The following is a 20,699-nucleotide window of genomic DNA, read 5'->3' on the forward strand; positions in this document are numbered from 1 at the left end:
TTGCTCTCCTCCTATTATTTTTGTTTAACACCAACACAATCTACCGGAACTTCTAACAGTTGTTTAAATTCATCATTTAATCTTAATACCGTTAACGCAGCTCCTCGCATCTCTAATGAAGTTACATAATCACCAACATAAGACTTATAAACTTTGATATTACGAGATGCGAAATAATCCTCGATGGCATCATACAGCACATACAATTCCATCAATGGCGTACCGCCTAATCCTGAAACGATAACCGCAATTTCTTCTCCATCTACTAATTCTAAATCATTTAAAATATATTCTGATAATTCCTTGCCAATTTCATTTGCCGGTTTCAATTCTTTAACAGTCATGCCCGGCTCTCCATGATGACCGATACCGTACTCCATCGTGCCTTCTTTAATTTCAAAATTTGCATGACCAACTGCCGGAATGGAACAAGAAGTTAAACCAACACATATACTACGTGTTTGGTCAACCGTTCTTTGCGCAATATCAATAACTTCATCTAAGCTAGCGCCTAGATTTGCCTTTGCGCAAGCAATTTTCCACATAAATAAACTTCCGGCAATACCATGTCGTTTTTCTTTTTCTGTTTTCGGAGCACTTGCCAAATCATCATTTGCCGTAACATATTTTACTTCTATTCCGTCCATAGCTGCCATTTGGATAGCCATTTTCACATTCATATTATCGCCTGCATAATTTCCAAACAAGCAAGCTACTCCCGCACCGCTATCCGCTTCTAAAAATGCTTGATGAAAAGTAGTTGCAGGCGGAGAAGAAAAGACTTCTCCAACCGCAACTGCATCTAGCATATTTTCGCCAACATAGCCTAGAAAGCATGGCTCATGCCCACTTCCGCCACCACTGACAATTCCTACTTTTCCTTTTTTTAAAGTATTCTTTACAACCACATGATTATTCTCTGAACTGATATGAATTTGATCTTTATGCGCTTTTGCATAACCCTTTAACATATCATCAACAATCATATCCCCTTGATTCATAAATCTTTGCATAAAAGTCAATCCTTTCTTTTATGCCATTAATGATATAGCTGTTTCGCACAATGTTTCAATCATAATGGCACAGGAAGTAGCTCCTGCATCTTGATGCCCAATAGATTTTTCCCCTAATCGAGATGCTCTTCCTAATTTTGCTTGCATTGGTATTGTAGCGAGCATTCCTCCATGTGCTGCTTTTTTACACGCAAGTAACGCTTTCTTAACATCTTTTGATTGCGCATATACATTTTGATAAGCAGCAACACTTGGATCTAATACATCAACTAAGGTTTTATCATTAGGTTTTGCATTAGAAATCATTTTAATATTTTCATAAGCTTGAGTTAACATACTTCCAATGACACTACCATCAATTATTTCTTTATCTTTGCATGCCATCTGCATTCCCATAAAAATTGAGCCATATAAAGGACCCATGGAACCTCCGATTTTATTCATCAATACTTTAGCTAACACACCTAAGCTTGCATATAAATTTTCAGTGTTATTAATTTCCTCTAAAGCAAGTGTAACTCCCTTATTCATGTTAATCCCATGATCTCCATCACCAATAGCACCGTCTACTTCACTTAGATAATCTTTGTTTTTTTGAATTGCTTCAATAATAGCTACTACTATTTGCTTTCCATCTTTATTTGTAAATTCCACAATCATTCACCTAAATTATTCTGTACTGTTTCAGCTTCTGCTTGCTGATTCTCTTTTTTCAATTCTCTATAATAGAATACGTAGCATACTCCCCATACAACTAAGACTACCAAAGGAATCCAATTTCCATTGATAATATCGAAAACTTGTGAGATAGCATAAGTAAATACCGGAGCATCAATAGATGAATTAGAAATCATTTCTCCTGCTTGTAATGCAACAGCACCCGTCGCATTAGCTAAATCAGTAATGAATGGAGCAAATGCCGTACCTACCCATAAGAAAGCAGGAACACCTAGCGTACATAAAATTAACATTCTTGGCAAATTACCCTTTGTTACCAAGTATGCAGGAACAGCTAATGCAAGGTTGATGATACCGGCAAATGGCAAGATCTCATTACCAGGTAGGAACAATGCGCAAAGTAATGTTACAGGAACTGCCCAAATAACAGCTAACCAAATCTCATTAGATCCACCTAAGAAAGGCCAATCTAAACCTACAAGCAATGTTCTTCCTTCAAAGCGTTTGTTCATATAATCACTAACTGCTTCACTAATTGGTGATAATGCTTGCATAAAATATTTCGTAATAACTGGGAATAATGTCAATGCTGTCGCACATTGAATCGCTAATGTCAATGTTTTGGAAACATCATAACCGGCCATTAACCCAAATACAATACCTAAAATAAAGCCTAGCACATGATTTTCAGCGAAAATACCTACTTTGTCTTTCAATGCCGCTGCATCAAATTTTTTATTGAAAACAGGAATTTTTCTTAATAAAACATCTACAGGATACATTAAAGCTCCAAATAAAACCATTTTATGCGTACATGTTACTCCTGGGATTCCAGATAATTCCTCTATACGCTTTTGATGAACATCGGCTGTTTTTAATTCAAATATAATTTGAATTGCGGCAACTAAAAATGCTAAAGGGACACTTCCTGTAATTGCAACTACACCTACTGCAGTAAAGATTTTCCCCCAAACATTCCATAAATCAGCATTAAATGTGTTTGTTTTCTTTAAAACTAACATAACAATATTAATTAAAATCATCAATGGAAACATCAAAAAAGCGTATGGCCAAGACCACGAAATCGTTGACATCGTTGTCCAACCACCATCAATAATCGGTAATGAAATACCTACATTTTTCAACATTGCCTCTGCTGCCGGAGTAATTGCGCCGGTCATGAAATTTATCAGCATTGTCATACCGGTAAAAGCAACCCCAAGTGTTAAACCGGCAGAAATTGCATCTTTTAACTTCATTTTAACAATTAATCCTGCAAGAATAATAATTATTGGTACGAAAATCGCTGCCCCTAAATCCAATAACGACTGTACAACAGTTGATAATAATTCCATATATTTCTACCTTCTTTCTTTCATATAAATAATTATTTTGCTTGATTAATTGCTTCAATCAAACGTTCTAGCTCTTTATTTTGATTCATACCAGTTAAGAATGCTATTCCGTTAATTACAGGAACATCATATTCTTTAGATACCTTGGTAATTGTAATATACGCACAAGCATCTACTAAATGACGATCAACAGATTTTAGATCTACAGCTTCTACTACTGCATCAACACCCTTTTCTTTCAATAGTCGATTTACTTTTGATGCTACCGTTTGAGATGTCGCAACTCCACTACCACATGCAACAATAACTTTTTTCATATTGATTCACTCCTTATTTTAAAATATCCAATAATCTTTGAAATTCTTCTTCTTTTTGATTAGCATTTCCGTAAAGAAATACTAATCCATCAATTTTAGGAATATCGCATTTTTCATCAGTTTTCATAACTTCAACATATGCAACTGCTCCCTTTAGTTCACGATGTAGTTCTCGAATATTTACTGCCTCTACCTTTACATCGTATAAATGATTCTTTTCAAGCATTCGATTGATACGGAATGCAACTGCCTGACTTGTCGCAACTCCATTACCACATGCAACAATAATACGTTTCATCAAAACCCTTTCAAATGTTTTACAATATCAAGAAATTTTTCTTTTGTTTCAGCTGCAAGAAGTTGATCCATGATCTCCTTATCTTGGAAATTCTCAATTAGTAATTGTAATAGTTCTACATGTCCCTCTTCACGTTTAAAACCTAATAGGAATACTACTCTAACTTTCAAGATATTGTCGTTATTTGCCATTTCGCACCAATCTATTTCATGCTTCAAACGCACAGGAGCGATAAATTGCTTAATAATATTTACTGGATCTGAATGAGGTATTGCAACTGGATAGGGCTCTACCGGTAATGCTGTTGGATAGTTAAATTCCCTTTCTTTTATTGCCTGCAGAAAGTTTGCCGTTACATATCCTAATGTTTGAGCTTTAACACTCATTTTCTCAAAAAACTCATCTGTACTTTGAACATCTAAATCTAATTCACAAAGTTCATCGCAAATTAACGAAGCGTCCATATTTGCACCTCCTAACTATCTAAAAGAAAAATAATATAAGCGCTTGATATTCTTCTTACAAACCTAATTTTACTTTACTAAAAATGTTTTCTCAATCTTTGTTTGGTACTAAATTTGCCAATCATTTTGGACATCACAATGATGTGCAAAATATAACAAAATAAAGAACAACTACTACACCGTTTCATTATTTTGAAATCTATAAAATAAGCTTGGATTCGAATAAAAAAAAGATTAGCTAGTCCTCGTGAATACAAACCCTTCATGAAGATCCTACCTAATCTTTTTATTTCACTGTTCTTTAGCTTGCAAAACCGTAAAAGTCTTACTCAGAATTTCGCAATGCTTAAATTCTTTCTATCACTTCTCGTTGATAGCCTTTAATATCCAATGTTCTTTTTTTATCCTCACTTAGATGCATAATCGGCAAATCAATCCTTTCAAAATCATTCAACAGCAGCAATGGCTCCTTAAAAACACAAAACGGCTGTCCTATTCGATAATCATTGCTTTCCTGATAGCTTCTAAAATCCTCAAACAAAAACTCATTTTTAGGAAGCATAACATTGCTTATTTCCTCTTTATACAAATATCTTGCAAAGCTATACAGTCCAAATGCAAAAAAAGAAATTGCCCTTGTAAACGCATTTTCACCAAAGCCCTTTACCCTTCGATGAGCTTTACAAAGATGATTCAATGCCAAAGAAAACGATTCCCAATTTTTTTCAACTAGGGCAAGCAAGCCTTGCACAACCATTTTTTCTTCCGCTGTACGCTTTGCTTGTAAAAAGCTTTTTCCTTCCTCTGTAATATATTGTTTCCATGCCGGCTCTTGATAATACAAATACATCACTAAATTTGTAATACAGCAAGCTGACTTTAAACCATTTTTACTAAGTCCGTTTGCTTTAGGAAATATGCTTTTAATATCATGGAAACGATTGGCACAAAAGAGATAAGGCAAAATATTCCAAGCATAAAGCGAGTGATCAACACCACCGCTCAGTATGGTAAGCTGTCCCCATACAACTGCGGAGCTTAACGCATTATGCAAATATCGCATATCATTTTCTTCTAATGCCAAGTACACTCCCAAATAGATTGTCTTTTTCCCATAGTTTCCACCTAATAGCGTTAAAAAAATTTCTATGCTCTCTTTCTTTGTTTTCTTCTGACAATATTTTTTCCATATTTGCAATCGTCTGTCCATATATGCCTCCATATTGGCATATCCGAACATTTTCTCTACATTTTCCAAATAAAGCTGAATAAGCTTCTTATTATCCATAGCATACCTCACCATATATACCAGATGAAACGCTTTCTACATCAATGCCTTCAATCCGATCAAGATAAGCACAATCGCAATAATCGGAACAGGCATTGTACAAATCAGAAATACATTTAATTTTTTCTTTGCCTCCTTTGTATTTTCTTGTTTCATTTTTTTGATTTTTTCAAAAACAAGAAACGGAAAGGAAAGAAACATAAAACCACCTATCAAAAGCATTGCCAGATACATTTGTATTCCTCCATTTATATCCATACATCTATTCCTTTATTTGCTCAGCTTGATCTTTATGCTGATAAACAATCGGCTTTCCCTCTTTCTCCATTCGCTTAATGAAGTTTTGACTTGCCGGCAGCATGGTATCTACGAAAAAGGCCCTTCTCTTTCTGCCTTGAACATACACCTTCAATCCTCCACGTCCTGCTTTGGCATAGCATATCGTTGAAAATTTCCAATGTCGCCGATATAGAAAGCCTTTGATAACCGTTATATCATCATTTTCTACCATGATATCCCACACCCCTTGTATCGGTGCTGCCATCAGCAGCAAACACAAAGCAAACATACCGCCTACGATCCAAGTAAAGAGCGGGGAATAGGTTTCGATTTCCCCAATATCCTCACAAATCGAAAAGACACCTAAGAAAAATGCCATGGCAATACCACCGAGGATCGCAAAATCAATCGGAGCACGTACCACAAAACTATCCAATGATGATGACTTCTTCTTTGATGAGCGTGCCGTTAAGAGATCCAAAACGATACAAACAAGAAATGCAACAATAAAAAATTTAAAATACATCAAAAACGTAAGAAATTCCATGATATCCTCCTTAACAGCTCATATAGTAAGTTTTACCATCGTTCCTCTATGATACCGAAGCGGCTGTTTTTCAAATAGGTAATCTTCAGATGCTCTTCTTTGTGAACTCCTGTACTATATACGATCACATGTACTTTTTCATTGGTATGTGAATCAAGCACTTCAATGCTTCTTGCTTGTTTTCTGGTTTCTCTGCTATAATCCCAAACAACAACCTCACCGGTTGTATATTCATAGTTTCCTGCCATAGCGTTAGGAAAATCCAAGATTCCCGGAATCACTCGCCATACAACCATGACGATTACACATATACCACCGACAACTTTCACTACACAATCAACTCTTTTTTCGATTTTTCTAAGCGATTGACGTTTGCTTGGCGCAACCTTCCCCAAATGTATCCATTGTCTTTTTTGAACCAGTAAAACAAGATAGCCGATTGTAAACAAAACAGCTAATAAAACCTCAGCATACAGCTTTACAATAACCTCTTCCATCTCCAATTTTCCCTTCTAAGCCTTATCAATCAACATCATTTTATACGATGGATACACGCAATCCTATGCCTGCATTTCTTCTAATCTGCGATACAGATCAATAAATTCATCACATAAGGTCTTTAAGATTTCCGCATTCATCAGCTGATCTTGGGCATGGGTAAACAAGATGCTCAGCTCCACCCTATTCCCACCGGCTTCCTGCTGAACCATTTCCATGTGGATACGATGTGCCTTTGCATACGCTTCGTTCCCATTGCGTACATATTCATTACAAGCCTCATAATTCCCTGCCTTTGCTTCTTGAATTGCTTGTAAATAACCGTTTTTCGCTTCTCCTGCTTTGGTGATAATTTCCAAGATATCCATCTCTTTCATTGTTTTTTCCTCCCTGCTCTTGCCACTTGATCATTGGGATAATAAATTTTTTCATCTTGCTTAAGATCGGCACGTGTCATTGCCGCAACAATCTCACTTACCTGTGATAATTCAATAATTTCTCCTGCTTCATCAACCACCCATATATTGACACCCTTTTCACTTTCTTTATAAGGAGAATAGGGTAGCTGAGATACGCTGTCATGATATACATAATACATAGGATCAAATCCCATTGCCCTAACCTTGGCCTGTATGCGTTCAATATCTTTTTCACTATGATATTCTACATATTCAAATAAATAACGATTTAATAAGCGATAGCTCAAATCTCGTAAAATTTCATCTTCACAATCCTGCAAAAGCGTAAAGCCATATAAACATGCCGCCTCGTCCATCACAAACAAATCCTCAATGGTCGGCTGTCCGTTTAAAAACGCATGAAACATACCTACCCTATCCAAACTTTTTGGATTTGTGCGATACACGTCTTTTAAGCGTTTAAACAAAATCGACAGCATGGCTTCATAGCTTCTAGCGACCGGGTGAAGATACACTTGCCAATACATGTGATAGCGTGCCATGATATAATCCTCGATGCTGTGAATCCCACTTTGTTTAACAACGATCGTATCGTCCTGTAAACGAATCGTTCGCAAGCATCGTTCCAAATCAAACTTACCATAACTGGTACCGGTAAAATACGCATCACGTAATAAATAATCCATGCGATCGGCATCAAGCTGCCCGCTAATGATTTGATTCAAACAAGAGCGTTCATGTTTATGTGCAATGATATTCGCTACATCGTTTGGCAGTGTAGCCTTACAGCTTGCTAGTAAATGATGAATCTCACTATCTCCCATAAGTATCTTGACCGTATATTCCTCATGTGGAAAGACGCTGATATCCTCAAATGCATGAGAAAACGGTCCATGTCCGATATCATGCAAAAGCCCTGCAAGCATGACACACACTTTTTCATATTCACTTAGTGCTGTTCGTAAGCTATCAATCTCATATACCATACGGCGAACGATTTCATATACTCCAAGCGAATGTGAGAAGCGTGAATGCTCGGCAGTATGATACACCTGAAAATCACCGCCTAGCTGATGAATACGACGCAAACGCTGCATTTCCTTGGCATTGATACAATCCCAAACAATTTGCTTATCAACGTGGATATAGCCATGGATCGGATCACGCATAACCTTTGTTTCATCGGTTTTTTTAAACATACTGCCACCACCTCCGATATTCGATTATGAAAAGTCTTTATTCGTCGCAAGCGAAGCCTTATGCTTTCCTAAGGCATCAAGGATCGCATAATCGCTTGGCTCAAAAGTATAATCGTACAATTCTTGATAGGATACATAACGTACCTCATGATGAGCATGCAGCTCTAAGCTTCCGCCGATTTTTCGACAGCGATAGGCATGTACGTGAATATCCATCGCTTCTCGATGATCGACAACAGATAAGACATGCTCCAGCACTTCGACATCTAAATGCAATTCTTCTTTGATTTCCCGCACAACGGCTTCCTCTCTTGTTTCATTGTGCTCGATCTTGCCACCGGGAAATTCCCATATATTTTCATGAACACCTTTTCCCCTTTTCGCAATCAAATAGGTTTGATTTTCTTCGATGATACCGCAAACTACTTCCATAATATCCACCCTTGTGCTTTCTGTAATCCCATTATAACGCATGCACATTCACTATGTAAATGAGAATATAACATGCTATAATAAAAGCAAGTAAACAAAGAAGGGGTGTGTATTTATGAATGTCGCAACCATCGGCACCGGCGGAATTGTGGAAAACTTTTTAGAAGCCTGCAAACAAAACGATATTTCCTGCCTTGCCATGTATTCCAGAGTAAAGGATCATGCGAAAGCATTAGCTGAAAAGTATCAAGTTGAAAGCATTTATACCGATTTAGATGCCATGCTTGCCAGAGAGGATATTGATTTTATTTATATTGCCTCTCCAAACAGCCTACACTATTCACAAGCAAAAAAAGCCTTACGTTATGGTAAACATGTAATTTGTGAAAAGCCGTTTACCTCTACGCTGGCAGAATTTGACGATTTGCTTTCTTATGCCACAAACCATCATTTATTTCTCTTTGAAGCAATCGTTACGCTGTATATGCCAAACTATGCGCTAATCAAAGAAAACCTAGCAAAGCTTGGTCCTTTGCACTTAGTACAATGCAACTTTTCTCAATACTCCAGCCGCTATGACGCCTTATTAGAAGGCAAGATTACCAATGTTTTTAATCCGGCTTTTTCCGGCGGTGCCTTAGCAGATATCGGCATTTATAATCTGCATTATGTAATCGGTCTATTCGGTAAACCGAAAGCAATGCGCTATTATCCGAATATGCATGCCTGTGGTATTGATACCAGCGGAGTTGCTATTTTGGAATATGATGGTTTTATTGCCACCTGTTCCTGCGCTAAGGATTCAACTAGCAAGAATATTTCTCAGCTGCAAGGAGAAAAGGGATATTTACTGATGGAATCACAAACGAGTCGCTGTTCTAGCTTAAAGCTTGTTGTCAAGGGTGAAGAACAAGAGCTTACCCAACCTAGCAATCCGATTTCCTTATATCATGAAGTAAAAGAATTTAAAAAGATCTTCGAAGCACAAGATCATGAACGCTGTCAAAAGCAGCTAGCTCACAGCCGTTTGGTTATGGAATGCTACGAAAAGCTACGCAAAGATGCCGGTATTTTCTTCGAGGTGGATCAGCAATGAGTATTTTTGAAAATGATTTTTTGATGCGTGAAATCAAAGATATGACCAAGCTGCTTGGCAATGTCTTTTTACACCGCAAGGAAAGTGAAGAAATCGAGGAACAAGATCTTCAAGATGAGGAATATCGCAAGCTTTTAAGACAGCTAAAGAAAAAGCTGGAGGAGCAACAATATAGGGAAGCAGTGGCAGAATTAAAAGACGCTTTTCAACAGGGAAGTATGGAATATCTTACGATTGCGCTCTATTGCTTTGATGCTATCAATGCCCATGAGGAAAATGAATTAGCCAAAGCAGGCTATTCTCGCAATGAATTGTATAATGATTTATCCTTTATCAGTGAACAATATGGAATACGATTATAAAAAAAGCAATCCACCATGGTTGCTTTTTTATAGGCTATTACTTTGCAATCTCCACACGTACTTCCTTCCCTTTGATACGCTTCAAGGATTTTAAAGCCACTTCTCCCTTGCCATGCAAAATATCGACATACGAATGATGCTCCTGCACCTGAATAACACCAACATCATCAAAACAAATGCCTTCAAGCTGACACAGTGCGCCGGCAATATCACCGGCACGAAGCTTCTTGGCTTTTCCCGCACCGATATAGATGCGCAATACATCTTTACGCAAAGCAGCCCCCTTATCTTCCTTTCTTTCACTTGACTGCGATAAATAGCTTAGATCATAATCTTGTGTTAAAAGTTCTGTAGAGGCATCACGCATGGACAATGAATATCCTAAATAATCCTCTAATTGCATAAGCTTCTCTTGATCTCTTGCAGTTACAAAAGAGATTGCTTTCCCACTTGTATCCTTACGTGCCGTTCGTCCTAAACGATGGATATAGGTTTCCTTTTTATCGGGAAAATCAACGTTAATAACATGACTGATATCGGCAATATCAATACCACGTGCCGCAACATCACTAGCAACTAAAATACGCTTTTCCCCACTTCGAAAAGCTTTTAAATTTGCCAAACGCTCCTCCTGCAACAAGCCCCCATGCAGCTTAGTTACACGGATATGATGCGCCTTTAATACTTGATAAATGTTTTCGACTCTTTCTTGTGTACGTACGAAAAGTATCGCACTTTCAACTGTTTCCTTACCTAACAGATGTAACAATGCCGTTTCTTTATCCTGTTGATTAAGCTTATATACATAATGCTCGATATTTTGATGCACATCTTGCTTAGCTTCCATCGCAATGCTTAGTGGATCGTGCAAAAAGCGATTTGCCAGCTGTATGATTTCCTTTGGCATCGTAGCGGAGAATAAGGCAGTTGTTCGCTTTTTCGGCAAATAATCAAGCACTGCCTCTACCTCATCGAGAAAGCCCATATCCAACATAATATCGGCTTCATCAATGACTACATAACGAATGCTTGAGGCATCGAAGGTATGCTCACGTAAATGGTCTAAGATTCTTCCGGGAGTGGCACATATAACATGGGTTCGCTGTTGTAAGTCCTGCTTTTGAAAACGAAAAGGAAACTTACCGTAAATTGCCAGGCTTTTGATGCGTTTTTTAGCCCCGATTTGATCAAATTCCGTTTGTATCTGCATCGCCAGCTCACGTGTCGGAGCCAGAATCAAGGATTGTGGCAGCTTTTCATTCCAAATAAGCTGCTGTAAGATCGGAATCGCAAAACTTGCGGTTTTTCCACTTCCGGTCTTGGCTTGTACGATAACATCTTGCTTGGCAAGCAAATGTGGAATAACTGCCTCCTGCACTGCAAACGGCTTATGATAACCTAAAATATCCAATGCTTCCATGATCCCCTGTTCTAATCCGAAATCCTTAAATTCCATGCTTTACCTGCTCCCTTCTGTTATGAAAATACTCCTTCGATAAGGAGTATCAATGCATTTTTTTACGTAGCTTAAAGGCTATTTGACTAGCTTTAAACAACAGCTTATTTACCGGAAAGTCAAACTCTCCGACATATTCTAAAATGGTTGGGTGGAAGTTGCTTTTGAATTTTGTTAAACCACCATCTAAGCTTCCTTCAATACCTCCCATGTTGCACCATTCAAAGCCTCTATCGAAACATGCTTGAATCGTATGATACCAAGTAAGATAAGGTGCCATGTAGCGCTTAAAGGCATCGTCCATACCTGCATACAAAACCTCTGCGGTATTTCCAAACATTACACTTAATGTTCCACAGATATATACCTTCTTTCCATGTAGGTCCAATTCTTCCTTCAACATCTTTTTTTGACGCTCTAAAGAAACCTGCTGTTCCTCTAAAGTAAAGCGTTTCTTCTTGGCATTTTCCGGACAAATCTCCAATTCATGTAAGCAGGCAGTATAACGCTTTATTACCTCGTTGTATTCCTGTTCTAAATCAATATACGCCATTTGAAGAAGGGCATGTTCACCATAAATCTCCATCAGTTTTCGGAAATATTCTTTATCCCGCAGATTGATTTGTTTACGTTCCTCTGTCAGCTTCATGAGATGAGCGAATTCCGCTACTTTTTCAACACCACAGGTTTCTATTTGAAGCTTCTTTTTTTTGGCGGTATGAATATTGCGCTTCGCTCTCTTAGGAAGCTGTTCTATATAATCTTCACACTTTTTTACCGATGCATGAAAGCGCGGCTGCACAGTAGCGTCCATTGTCGTTGAAAAACCACTATGAATACAACCGGCTGCCTGTAAATTCGCTATTGCCGTTTTAGCACTTGTTAAAGCTTGTCGCTGTTCATCATCTAAGAAAAACTGCTTATAGACAATACCCGGATCGACCTTTACAAATAAACATCTTTTTTTCTTCGCCCATTTACGCAAAGCTTGAAAAAAATATATCACCAAATCTTTATCTTGATAATCCATAATCGGTCCTCTTGGAATATACATCATCGTAAAGCCCAAAGGCAATGATTTAATAAGAATTGAAGCAGAGGCGACCAACTTCTCATCATCATAGACACCAACAATTTCATGCTTCCAATTATCCTTAACACTTGCCCACGCCGCAGATTGCAAAAGATTGCTTAACGCATGCTGTGATACAAAAGCATCATGCTCCTGCTTAGGAATATTTATGTTAAACTGATACATCGCACTACCTCCGTATATCATTATTTTACCCATTGAATTCCTTATGATTATATCATATCCCCATGATTTCGCCATCATTTTCCTTTACGAAAAAACAAACACAGTCAAAAATACGGATACGCATTTTCCTAGCTGTCTTTGTTCATGGATACTATCAAAAAGCAAACTTCATACTTATTCCATCATACTCTGACGCTTGAAAAGATTGATAAAGTCATTTTTTATATTCATTGCATTTTTCTTCTAAGAATCGAAAATCACAACATCTTTTTTGAACTCGAAAAGGCAAAGTATTATTGCTTCTGTTTATGTATAGGTTGTAAGTAATATCTCTAAGCTTCTCGCCATCACGATTTAACCATCGTAATTGATTTTGTAACAATGTTTTATATATTCTCCAATTATAAAATATGGGCTACTACATCGTAGTTAGCCCAATCTTTTTTCGCTCCCATTTCTTTAACTGGTAGGGATCACCGCTTTTTAATACACCTATATTATAGCATTTTTCCATTTGTATAGGTATTTAATGTTTCCAAATGCTGCACTTTCCTTTATGCAAAAACAAAGATAGTCGATACGTATCTCTCAAACACATGAACTTTTGACTGTCAAAGGATATAGCCGTAACAATCTACTCGAATACTTATTTTCTTATAGCTATTCTGTTCTAAGTGCTGTTACCGGATCCTCTTTAGCTGCCTTACGTGATGGAATGATACCACCCAACAAGGTCAATAAGGTGCTTAATACAATCAGAATGACTGCCGCAAGTGGTGGTAAAGACGCATTGATTTGATTATTTCCCGCAATCGAATGAATAATTTGATTTGCCGGAAGCAACAACAGCAATGTAATTACGATTCCGATGATTCCCGCCAACAATCCGATAATAAAGGTTTCCGCATTAAAGACCTCGGAAATATTACGCTTACTAGCACCGATGGCACGTAAGATTCCGATTTCTTTCTTTCGCTCCAGCACGCTGATATACGTAATAACTCCAATCATGATAGAAGAAACAATGAGTGAAATAGCTACAAAGGCAATAAGAACATAGCTAATGACATTGATGATATCACTGACTGAGGACATCAGCGTACCGACCATATCCGTATATGTGATTACCTTATCTTCAGCACCCTGCTGCTCCATACGTTCATTATAGTTGTTTAAGATATTTAAAATTTCCTCTTTACTTTCAAAATCTTTGGGATATATGTTGATTTGTGATGGACTGTCGAAATCCGCATAGCCAAGCTGCTTTAAGTTATTCTCATAAGTATAGCGTTCCTTGGACATCAAGGAAATCATCAGTTCGCCAAGCTCCTGCTCATTCATATTCATCGTAATAGCTTGTGCAAAGGCATTGGCATCAAAGGAAAATGCATCACTCATGGAAGTCTGTAAGTCCATTAAGCTTGACTGTAATTTACTCTGTATCGCCTGTGCCATGACACTTTCGACATCTTGCATATACGTTTGCATGATTTGTTGCAGCTGCGCTTGCAGATCATTGGACTGTATTGTTTCCTGTAAGAATGAGTGAAGGATTACCTGTGCTTCCTCACTTTTCAAATATTCCATGAAGTATTTTCCTATATCCTGCATATCTGCTAAATTATGCTCTTTTGCATAAGCATCATATCCTGCTAAAACCGTTCGTAAGCTTTTCTCCATCTGTTCCTTGCTGATGCTTATTTCTTTATTTTCCTTAATTGCTTCTTGTATCGTTTGATGAAGTACTCCGGCTACCTGTGGACTTTTCAAATACTCTTGTAAATGCGTTTGGTAATCAGCGAATGGATTGGTTTTTATATATTCCTCAAACCCCTTCATCAGTTTTTCCACAAGGGCTTGTAGCTGCTGTGGCTGTATAGATATATCCAGCTGTGTTAAAATCGCATTTAGATCCATTGGCGGAAGCTCGATTCCTGCCATGATTCCATTAAGATTTTGCATATCAGGCTTGAGCTTCGATGTATCGAATTGTATAGCCTCTCTCATTTTCGCTTCATCAATCGTAAATAAGGATTTCATATCTAGGCTCGCAGTATCACCTTTCGCATCAAAGGCTTTTCCGGTAAATACATTGATATTTGGCTGTTTTTGCTGTGCCTTAACGATAGCACTGCTGCTTGCGTCTTTGATTACGTCCTTTACCAAAGCATCGGTATAATAAATACCTGACATCAGCATCGTTGCGGTTGCATCTTCCTTTGGTTGAACGATTCCAACAAGCTTCAAATCCTCACCCTTCTGTACAAGCTCTTGCATATACGCACGATCCTTGGTTTTATCCTTCCATACATGATAGGTTGCATCATAAGCATAATAATCGGCAGCATTTACACGTTTGAAGGTAATTCCTAGAATATCCTCATAATCGTAGGCATCATCGGCTTTGGGCACGATGACCTCCTCATTGCGAGCAAACTGCTCCACCATTTGATCCAGCTCTTTGGCATCACGAAGTCCTAAGGTGTATAACAGAAAATCCGTAACACTTCCTCGCCCACTTAAAACAAGCACACACTCGTTAGCATTTGTTGGCCAATGTCCTGCCTTTACATCATATTGATTCTTATACAATGCATCATTTTGTGGTAACGGATAAAAAACATTGGTGCTCATCATGCTTGACATCATATTGTTAGAGCTGCTAGTAGAACCAAGACCAAGTGTTTGAAAGGATTGATCCGGGTGTACTTGGCGAACATCATTTTCCTCCATACGATAAATTTGCGGAGTTATTTGATAGGTGTATTCCACTGCATTCGTATAGCGTTCAATACCCGATCCTCCTGTTTCAAGATATTGCTTGAGGCTTGCTAAATCGTTTGATCCGATAGTAGAAAACATACTTGTCAGCATATTGCCGACTTGAATATCGCCTTGTGGCTCTTGTTCCTCCTGCTGCATAGCCTCTCCCATCATAGAGGTCATATCAAAACCGGAGCTTTGAATTTGCAGCGGATATTGCGATAAAGTGTTTTCTTCTACATCTTTAATATACGTACTAACACCATTGGATAAGGATAAAATAGCTGCAATACCGATAATTCCAATCGATCCTGCAAAGGCAGTTAAGATCGTTCTTCCTTTTTTGGTTTTCAGGTTATTGAAGCTTAGCGATAAGGAGGTCATTAACGACATAGAGGTTTTGCCCATACTTTGATGAACGGCTTGTTTTTCTTCCTCTACAACAAAAGGATTGCTGTCGGATATGATCTTTCCATCACGTAAATTTACGATACGATTGGCATATTGCTCTGCCAATTCGGGATTGTGCGTAACCATGACAACCAAGCGATCCTTGGCAACCTCTTGCAACAGATCCATGACCTGAATGCTTGTATCCGAGTCAAGTGCTCCTGTCGGCTCATCGGCTAACAGGATATCCGGATCATTTACCAAAGCTCTGGCAATTGCGACACGCTGCATTTGTCCACCGGACAGCTGGTTTGGCTTCTTGTGTAGCTGTGCACCTAAACCTACCTGCTGCAAGGCATGGATTGCCAGCTTTTTACGTTCACTTTTGGAAGTTCCGGAAATGGTAAGAGCTAATTCCACATTGGATAAGATAGTTTGATGTGGAATCAGGTTATAGCTTTGAAATACAAAGCCAATCGTATGATTACGGTAGGAATCCCAATCCCGATCACGATAATTTTTTGTGGATATGCCATTGATAATCAAATCTCCGCTGTCATAGCGATCCAAACCACCGATGATATTTAACAATGTCGTTTTTCCTGAACCACTTGGCCCCAGGATTGCGACAAATTCACTATCACGCAAATGTAGGCTTACATCATCTAAGGCTTTTTGAACAAGTGTACCGGTTTTATATTCCTTATGAATATGTTTGATTTGCAGCATGTATATCTTCCTTTCCCTAGCTTATACCCTTATTTTTGGGGGTAATAAACATTTCTATCTAATACGCAGTTCCATAGGATTCCCCACTTGGATTGCTTGTATTTAATACCGTAAGTGCATTGACTGCACCTTGTTGGACATCTTCGTAAATTTCCTGCGCTGGTTGCTTTTGAGAGTACAAGTATGCAGCTTCACCATCAAAATATACCGCATACAATACTTCCGCATCATAATCAGGTATCATATTGTATAAGTTTTCTATGCTCGTTGCCTCCAATGCCATGTTTCTTGTTTCATAGCCTTGCCCCTCTACATCGTACACCTGATAAATAACGCTGCTGTAATCTTGCTTCACATCTAAGGAGGTAATCAGCGAATGTCCCTTGGCATTGATTTGCGGTAAAGAATAATAGCTTGTATAGCTTGCATTTGTTTCTAGTTCATCAATCATAGAAACAATATTTGTATCCTTTATCATTGCCGGTAAATTCACAAAACCATTCTTTGCGTATTCAATACCAAATTCTTTTTGAAAAGCCGTTAGCAGCTTATCTCCCTTGTCCATGACTTCTTTTAGATAAGGAATATTTTCGTATTCTACACGATTATCTTTGATTTGTATATCTACTTCTTGTTGCGTACTATCAATACATATATCATCTTGATAAACATTTCGTTGATAGCTTGCACGATAAACTTGATAAGCAGTGTCTGTGGATCTTACCACCGCTATATCTTGAATCGTCTTTGCATCGGCTTCCATTGTTTTTTTATAGGAATATACAATGCTTGGTTTTCCATAGTTTTCAAGTGAAAACGAAAAGGTTTCCTGTGCATTGTTTACATCTTTCCATGTAATATGCACGCTTCGATGATCTGCATCACTTACCACAGATGCGTCCTGTATGCCGATTTCCCAAGCATTCGAATCATAGCTTTTCGCTTTGCTTGCTTCTTCAAGCACCTCAATGGTTTCTGTCCAAAAATCTTGTTTTGCTTCCGGATCGCTTTTTTGACAAGCAGTCATAAGACATACACTTAATAGGCATAAACCATACAATCTCCATCGTTTTTTCATATTCTCCATACCTCCTTTCGTGTCCATAGATATTGAATATATTCAAAAGCATTTATTTTTTTACAGTTTAACACTGCTTTTCGGCTTTGTCAAAGCTCATAAAAAGAATCGCAGGATAAGCAAAAAAAAGCTTGGCACTCATTTGTGATTTTATAGCTTACAGCTTCCTTATACCTACTAATAAAACATACCGTACACATAACCTATGCACCTGCATAATAGTGTCAATTTCCATTTATTATGCAATGTATTTTCTATGTTTTAAGCATTAAGTTTTCTATGACAAAGATAAAATATTATAGGCTTTTCTGTGTATTTATGATATCCTAAAAGTAGAAGGATTGTGAATGCTTGCACAAAGATTTTATATCCGTTCGTTAAACAGTTACAATTATCTTTATAAGCTATACATTTCTAGTTAAACGGGTTTATCGCATTCGCATCTGTATATCACGGAAGGAGGCGAACAGAATGCAAACGCTAATGAACATTTCCTACTTTTATATTTTTCTATTGCTAGTTTTAGGTGCGGCGGTGGTTTATATGGTGTACAAGTATTTAAAAAACCACAAATGATTTTTATTATCAAGGATTTAAACAATATTTTAGGCTGTTGGCAATCGACAGCCTTTTCTTATATATGAAACAGTTTGTTTCTTTAAAAACAAGTTTGACTGTTTGTATCTTGTATTAAGTCTATAAACAAATATTTTCTGTTTCATAGATTGTGCAGTCTTTTATAAAATACTTATGACGAATATAAGAGTATCGTTAAAGCAATAAGTATTTCTTAGTTTATTACTATTGAAAAAAGCTCACCATAATATCCATTATGATGAGCAAATGCTTTTCTTATTCTTTTTCTAATGCAAGTGTTCTTGTGGTAATATCACAAACCTCAGCAGGTCCGTAATACTGGATTGCACCAGGATATACGAAGCAAGTGTTTTCAGCCCATTCTTCACGGTGAGCTTCAAAGAATTTGAATGGTTTTCCCTCCAATTCAACAAGTGCTTTACGAATAACCGGTTTATCTTCTCCATGTCTTCTTTCGATGTTCATCATCTTTGTGATTGGCATACCACCGGCTACCCATTCATTTGCCGGTTTTGATAGGTTACTGATCTTAGATAGATAACCGTTATAACCATACTGAATCAACATAAATGCGTTGTATCCAAGTGAGTAGCAGTAATCAGAATCAAAGTTAGATGGGAATGCACATCTTCCTTCATAACCGAAGAAGTGGTGAAGTGCATTAAACTTACCGTTGTAAGTACCGGCAGCCTTGCGCTGAGCCAATTTGTCCGCAACCAATGCAGAGAATAGCTTTTCGGATTCAATCAAAGAAACCTGTACGTTACCGTGTGGATCTCTTTCTAAGAACAACTGCTGTTGGATTGCTTCCGGAAGAATTGCGAATACTTCCATAGATTCTTTTGTTAATCCGTTTTCAATGAAAGCATATTTTTCTTTCCAAGTAGGAAGTGCATTGAATGCATCTGCCTTTGAACCTGCCAACAATTCATTGATTTCGTGAATCAAAGTTGAGAATTCAGGAACGAACTCAACAACACCCTCAGGAATGATTGCTACACCGAAGTTCATACCCTTTGCGGCACGTTTTTCAACAGAATCCGCAATGTAGTCTGCAATCTGAGAAAGAGACATTTTCTTTTCAGAAACCTCTTCGGAAATCAAGCAGATGTTTGGCTGTGTTTCAAGTGCACATTCCAAAGCCACGTGAGATGCAGAGCGTCCCATAACCTTGATGAAGTGCCAATATTTCTTAGCGGAATTGGCATCACGTTCGATATTACCAATCAATTCGCTGTATGTTTTCGTTGCTGTATCGAAACCGAAAGAGCATTCGATATCTTCGTTCTTCAAGTCTCCGTCGATTGTCTTAGGACAGCCGATAACCTGAACACCTGTGTTGTTTGCTGCAAAATATTCAGCTAACACCGCAGCATTGGTATTGGAATCATCACCACCGATAATTACGATTGCGGTAATTCCATGCTTTTTACAAACCTCAGCAGCAACTGCAAACTGTTCGTTTGTTTCCAATTTTGTTCTACCGGAACCGATAATATCAAATCCACCGGTATTGCGATATTCGTTAATATATTGATCATCGAAAACCAAATAGTCATCTTCGATCAGTCCGCTTGGTCCGTTCTTGAAGCCATACAATTCATTGTCTGGATTGGTTGCCTTCAAAGCATCATACAAACCACAGATTACGTTGTGTCCGCCCGGAGCCTGTCCACCGGAAAGAATAACACCTACAACCTGTTTTTTAGCTTCTGATGTGTTTGCTCCCTTTTGGAAAGTGATTTCCTTTTTTCCGTATGTATTTGGGAACAAAGCCTTGATTTTTTCTTGATCTGCAACACTTTGAGTTTCTTCACCCTCTAGCACGCTGATTTCGGAAATTCCGTTTCTCAACATTGCCGGAAGCTTTGGAGAATACTCGTATCTTGCTTTTTGTAACGATGAAATTTTCATATTATATCTCCTTCTTTATAACAGTTAAATTATAAGATATATTGCTGTAAAAGTAAACCTTTTACCCCATCATACAGCAACATACTTTTTCGGATATTTTTTCGGCAAATGGAACAAGTGGAGAATACTATTTAATTTTTTGATATTTTGATTACTTTTGACATACAAGTTTCAAATAGTGTCTGCACATAGTTGTTGATATTTGCTAAGCTGGATAGTATAATAACTGCATACATTATTTATTTTTTGTATGCAGAAAGTTGGTGTAT

The 20,699-nt window shown here is 37.8% G+C and carries 21 protein-coding genes; 2 read left to right on the top strand and 19 right to left on the bottom strand.

Annotation, left to right across the window (positions count from 1 at the left end; all coding sequences use genetic code 11):
• Positions 1 to 14: 14 nt before the first annotated feature.
• The 13 genes from EUBDOL_RS03190 to EUBDOL_RS03250 all read right to left on the bottom strand — a co-directional run bounded on the left by EUBDOL_RS03190 (position 15) and on the right by EUBDOL_RS03250 (position 8,787).
• Complete coding sequence (locus EUBDOL_RS03190; protein WP_004798431.1) at positions 15 to 1,013, bottom strand: dihydroxyacetone kinase subunit DhaK; 999 nt, start codon at positions 1,011 to 1,013, stop codon at positions 15 to 17.
• Between the two features lie 18 nt (positions 1,014 to 1,031).
• Positions 1,032 to 1,673 (bottom strand): dihydroxyacetone kinase subunit DhaL, encoded by a 642-nt coding sequence (gene dhaL, locus EUBDOL_RS03195; protein WP_004798433.1) that lies wholly within the window; start codon positions 1,671 to 1,673, stop codon positions 1,032 to 1,034.
• Positions 1,670 to 3,046 carry a PTS galactitol transporter subunit IIC gene (locus EUBDOL_RS03200; RefSeq protein ID WP_004798435.1) on the bottom strand — a complete coding sequence of 459 codons (1,377 nt, stop codon included), beginning with the start codon at positions 3,044 to 3,046 and terminating at the stop codon, positions 1,670 to 1,672. Before EUBDOL_RS03200 ends, dhaL begins: the two co-directional genes overlap by 4 nt.
• 32 nt (positions 3,047 to 3,078) lie before the next feature.
• The gene (locus tag EUBDOL_RS03205; protein WP_004798437.1) at positions 3,079 to 3,363 is read right to left on the bottom strand and encodes a PTS sugar transporter subunit IIB; all 285 of its coding nucleotides are present in this window, start codon (positions 3,361 to 3,363) and stop codon (positions 3,079 to 3,081) included.
• A 13-nt stretch (positions 3,364 to 3,376) separates the two neighbouring features.
• Entirely contained in the window at positions 3,377 to 3,661 is a 285-nt protein-coding gene (locus tag EUBDOL_RS03210; RefSeq protein WP_004798439.1) for a PTS sugar transporter subunit IIB, read from the bottom strand.
• Positions 3,661 to 4,125, bottom strand: coding sequence for a PTS sugar transporter subunit IIA (locus tag EUBDOL_RS03215; RefSeq protein WP_004798440.1), 465 nt, complete (start codon positions 4,123 to 4,125; stop codon positions 3,661 to 3,663). The genes EUBDOL_RS03210 and EUBDOL_RS03215 overlap by 1 nt, the downstream gene beginning before the upstream one ends.
• A 346-nt stretch (positions 4,126 to 4,471) precedes the next feature.
• Positions 4,472 to 5,413, bottom strand: coding sequence for a hypothetical protein (locus tag EUBDOL_RS03220; protein ID WP_040463003.1), 942 nt, complete (start codon positions 5,411 to 5,413; stop codon positions 4,472 to 4,474).
• Positions 5,414 to 5,449: 36 nt separating this feature from the next.
• Positions 5,450 to 5,671, bottom strand: coding sequence for a hypothetical protein (locus EUBDOL_RS03225; RefSeq protein WP_004798444.1), 222 nt, complete (start codon positions 5,669 to 5,671; stop codon positions 5,450 to 5,452).
• A gap of 4 nt (positions 5,672 to 5,675) precedes the next feature.
• Complete coding sequence (locus tag EUBDOL_RS03230) at positions 5,676 to 6,239, bottom strand: DUF6560 family protein (protein WP_004798446.1); 564 nt, start codon at positions 6,237 to 6,239, stop codon at positions 5,676 to 5,678.
• A gap of 32 nt (positions 6,240 to 6,271) precedes the next feature.
• On the bottom strand, positions 6,272 to 6,736 hold the full coding sequence (locus EUBDOL_RS03235; protein ID WP_004798448.1) for a hypothetical protein: 465 nt from the start codon (positions 6,734 to 6,736) through the stop codon (positions 6,272 to 6,274).
• Positions 6,737 to 6,799: 63 nt separating this feature from the next.
• Positions 6,800 to 7,114, bottom strand: a complete 315-nt coding sequence (locus tag EUBDOL_RS03240) for a PTS lactose/cellobiose transporter subunit IIA (RefSeq protein ID WP_004798449.1) — start codon at positions 7,112 to 7,114, stop codon at positions 6,800 to 6,802.
• Entirely contained in the window at positions 7,111 to 8,355 is a 1,245-nt protein-coding gene (locus EUBDOL_RS03245; RefSeq protein ID WP_004798451.1) for an HD domain-containing protein, read from the bottom strand. Before EUBDOL_RS03245 ends, EUBDOL_RS03240 begins: the two co-directional genes overlap by 4 nt.
• Positions 8,356 to 8,379: 24 nt before the next feature.
• Positions 8,380 to 8,787, bottom strand: coding sequence for a (deoxy)nucleoside triphosphate pyrophosphohydrolase (locus tag EUBDOL_RS03250; RefSeq protein WP_040463006.1), 408 nt, complete (start codon positions 8,785 to 8,787; stop codon positions 8,380 to 8,382).
• 115 nt (positions 8,788 to 8,902) lie between these two features.
• Here EUBDOL_RS03250 and EUBDOL_RS03255 point away from each other — a divergent pair, with 115 nt between their 5' ends.
• Together EUBDOL_RS03255 and EUBDOL_RS03260 are read left to right on the top strand one after the other, a co-directional pair.
• Entirely contained in the window at positions 8,903 to 9,883 is a 981-nt protein-coding gene (locus EUBDOL_RS03255; protein WP_004798458.1) for a Gfo/Idh/MocA family protein, read from the top strand.
• Complete coding sequence (locus EUBDOL_RS03260) at positions 9,880 to 10,245, top strand: DUF6483 family protein (protein WP_004798459.1); 366 nt, start codon at positions 9,880 to 9,882, stop codon at positions 10,243 to 10,245. The genes EUBDOL_RS03255 and EUBDOL_RS03260 overlap by 4 nt, the downstream gene beginning before the upstream one ends.
• Positions 10,246 to 10,282: 37 nt before the next feature.
• Here EUBDOL_RS03260 and EUBDOL_RS03265 read toward each other — a convergent pair whose 3' ends face one another.
• The 6 genes from EUBDOL_RS03265 to EUBDOL_RS03285 all read right to left on the bottom strand — a co-directional run bounded on the left by EUBDOL_RS03265 (position 10,283) and on the right by EUBDOL_RS03285 (position 20,430).
• The gene (locus EUBDOL_RS03265) at positions 10,283 to 11,701 is read right to left on the bottom strand and encodes a DEAD/DEAH box helicase (RefSeq protein ID WP_004798461.1); all 1,419 of its coding nucleotides are present in this window, start codon (positions 11,699 to 11,701) and stop codon (positions 10,283 to 10,285) included.
• A gap of 49 nt (positions 11,702 to 11,750) precedes the next feature.
• Positions 11,751 to 12,959 carry an aminoacyltransferase gene (locus EUBDOL_RS03270; RefSeq protein WP_040463007.1) on the bottom strand — a complete coding sequence of 403 codons (1,209 nt, stop codon included), beginning with the start codon at positions 12,957 to 12,959 and terminating at the stop codon, positions 11,751 to 11,753.
• 214 nt (positions 12,960 to 13,173) lie between these two features.
• Positions 13,174 to 13,341, bottom strand: a complete 168-nt coding sequence (locus EUBDOL_RS11915) for a type III toxin-antitoxin system ToxN/AbiQ family toxin (RefSeq protein WP_177254214.1) — start codon at positions 13,339 to 13,341, stop codon at positions 13,174 to 13,176.
• A 278-nt stretch (positions 13,342 to 13,619) separates the two neighbouring features.
• Positions 13,620 to 16,841, bottom strand: a complete 3,222-nt coding sequence (locus EUBDOL_RS03275) for an ABC transporter ATP-binding protein/permease (protein ID WP_004798465.1) — start codon at positions 16,839 to 16,841, stop codon at positions 13,620 to 13,622.
• A 58-nt stretch (positions 16,842 to 16,899) separates the two neighbouring features.
• Complete coding sequence (locus EUBDOL_RS03280; RefSeq protein WP_040463009.1) at positions 16,900 to 17,919, bottom strand: hypothetical protein; 1,020 nt, start codon at positions 17,917 to 17,919, stop codon at positions 16,900 to 16,902.
• Between the two features lie 852 nt (positions 17,920 to 18,771).
• Entirely contained in the window at positions 18,772 to 20,430 is a 1,659-nt protein-coding gene (locus tag EUBDOL_RS03285; RefSeq protein ID WP_004798470.1) for a diphosphate--fructose-6-phosphate 1-phosphotransferase, read from the bottom strand.
• Between the last annotated feature and the right edge of the window lie 269 nt (positions 20,431 to 20,699).

Source organism: Amedibacillus dolichus DSM 3991 (assembly GCF_000154285.1).
Lineage (GTDB): Bacteria > Bacillota_I > Bacilli_A > Erysipelotrichales > Erysipelotrichaceae > Amedibacillus > Amedibacillus dolichus.

Bases quoted from the DNA above. Each gene is read 5' to 3' on its own strand.
- EUBDOL_RS03190 (WP_004798431.1), bottom strand. From the start codon at position 1,013: ATGCAAAGATTTATGAATCAAGGGGATATGATTGTTGATGATATGTTA.
- dhaL (WP_004798433.1), bottom strand. From the start codon at position 1,673: ATGATTGTGGAATTTACAAATAAAGATGGAAAGCAAATAGTAGTAGCT.
- EUBDOL_RS03200 (WP_004798435.1), bottom strand. From the start codon at position 3,046: ATGGAATTATTATCAACTGTTGTACAGTCGTTATTGGATTTAGGGGCA.
- EUBDOL_RS03205 (WP_004798437.1), bottom strand. From the start codon at position 3,363: ATGAAAAAAGTTATTGTTGCATGTGGTAGTGGAGTTGCGACATCTCAA.
- EUBDOL_RS03210 (WP_004798439.1), bottom strand. From the start codon at position 3,661: ATGAAACGTATTATTGTTGCATGTGGTAATGGAGTTGCGACAAGTCAG.
- EUBDOL_RS03215 (WP_004798440.1), bottom strand. From the start codon at position 4,125: ATGGACGCTTCGTTAATTTGCGATGAACTTTGTGAATTAGATTTAGAT.
- EUBDOL_RS03220 (WP_040463003.1), bottom strand. From the start codon at position 5,413: ATGGATAATAAGAAGCTTATTCAGCTTTATTTGGAAAATGTAGAGAAA.
- EUBDOL_RS03225 (WP_004798444.1), bottom strand. From the start codon at position 5,671: ATGGATATAAATGGAGGAATACAAATGTATCTGGCAATGCTTTTGATA.
- EUBDOL_RS03230 (WP_004798446.1), bottom strand. From the start codon at position 6,239: ATGGAATTTCTTACGTTTTTGATGTATTTTAAATTTTTTATTGTTGCA.
- EUBDOL_RS03235 (WP_004798448.1), bottom strand. From the start codon at position 6,736: ATGGAAGAGGTTATTGTAAAGCTGTATGCTGAGGTTTTATTAGCTGTT.
- EUBDOL_RS03240 (WP_004798449.1), bottom strand. From the start codon at position 7,114: ATGAAAGAGATGGATATCTTGGAAATTATCACCAAAGCAGGAGAAGCG.
- EUBDOL_RS03245 (WP_004798451.1), bottom strand. From the start codon at position 8,355: ATGTTTAAAAAAACCGATGAAACAAAGGTTATGCGTGATCCGATCCAT.
- EUBDOL_RS03250 (WP_040463006.1), bottom strand. From the start codon at position 8,787: ATGGAAGTAGTTTGCGGTATCATCGAAGAAAATCAAACCTATTTGATT.
- EUBDOL_RS03255 (WP_004798458.1), top strand. From the start codon at position 8,903: ATGAATGTCGCAACCATCGGCACCGGCGGAATTGTGGAAAACTTTTTA.
- EUBDOL_RS03260 (WP_004798459.1), top strand. From the start codon at position 9,880: ATGAGTATTTTTGAAAATGATTTTTTGATGCGTGAAATCAAAGATATG.
- EUBDOL_RS03265 (WP_004798461.1), bottom strand. From the start codon at position 11,701: ATGGAATTTAAGGATTTCGGATTAGAACAGGGGATCATGGAAGCATTG.
- EUBDOL_RS03270 (WP_040463007.1), bottom strand. From the start codon at position 12,959: ATGTATCAGTTTAACATAAATATTCCTAAGCAGGAGCATGATGCTTTT.
- EUBDOL_RS03275 (WP_004798465.1), bottom strand. From the start codon at position 16,841: ATGCTGCAAATCAAACATATTCATAAGGAATATAAAACCGGTACACTT.
- EUBDOL_RS03280 (WP_040463009.1), bottom strand. From the start codon at position 17,919: ATGAAAAAACGATGGAGATTGTATGGTTTATGCCTATTAAGTGTATGT.
- EUBDOL_RS03285 (WP_004798470.1), bottom strand. From the start codon at position 20,430: ATGAAAATTTCATCGTTACAAAAAGCAAGATACGAGTATTCTCCAAAG.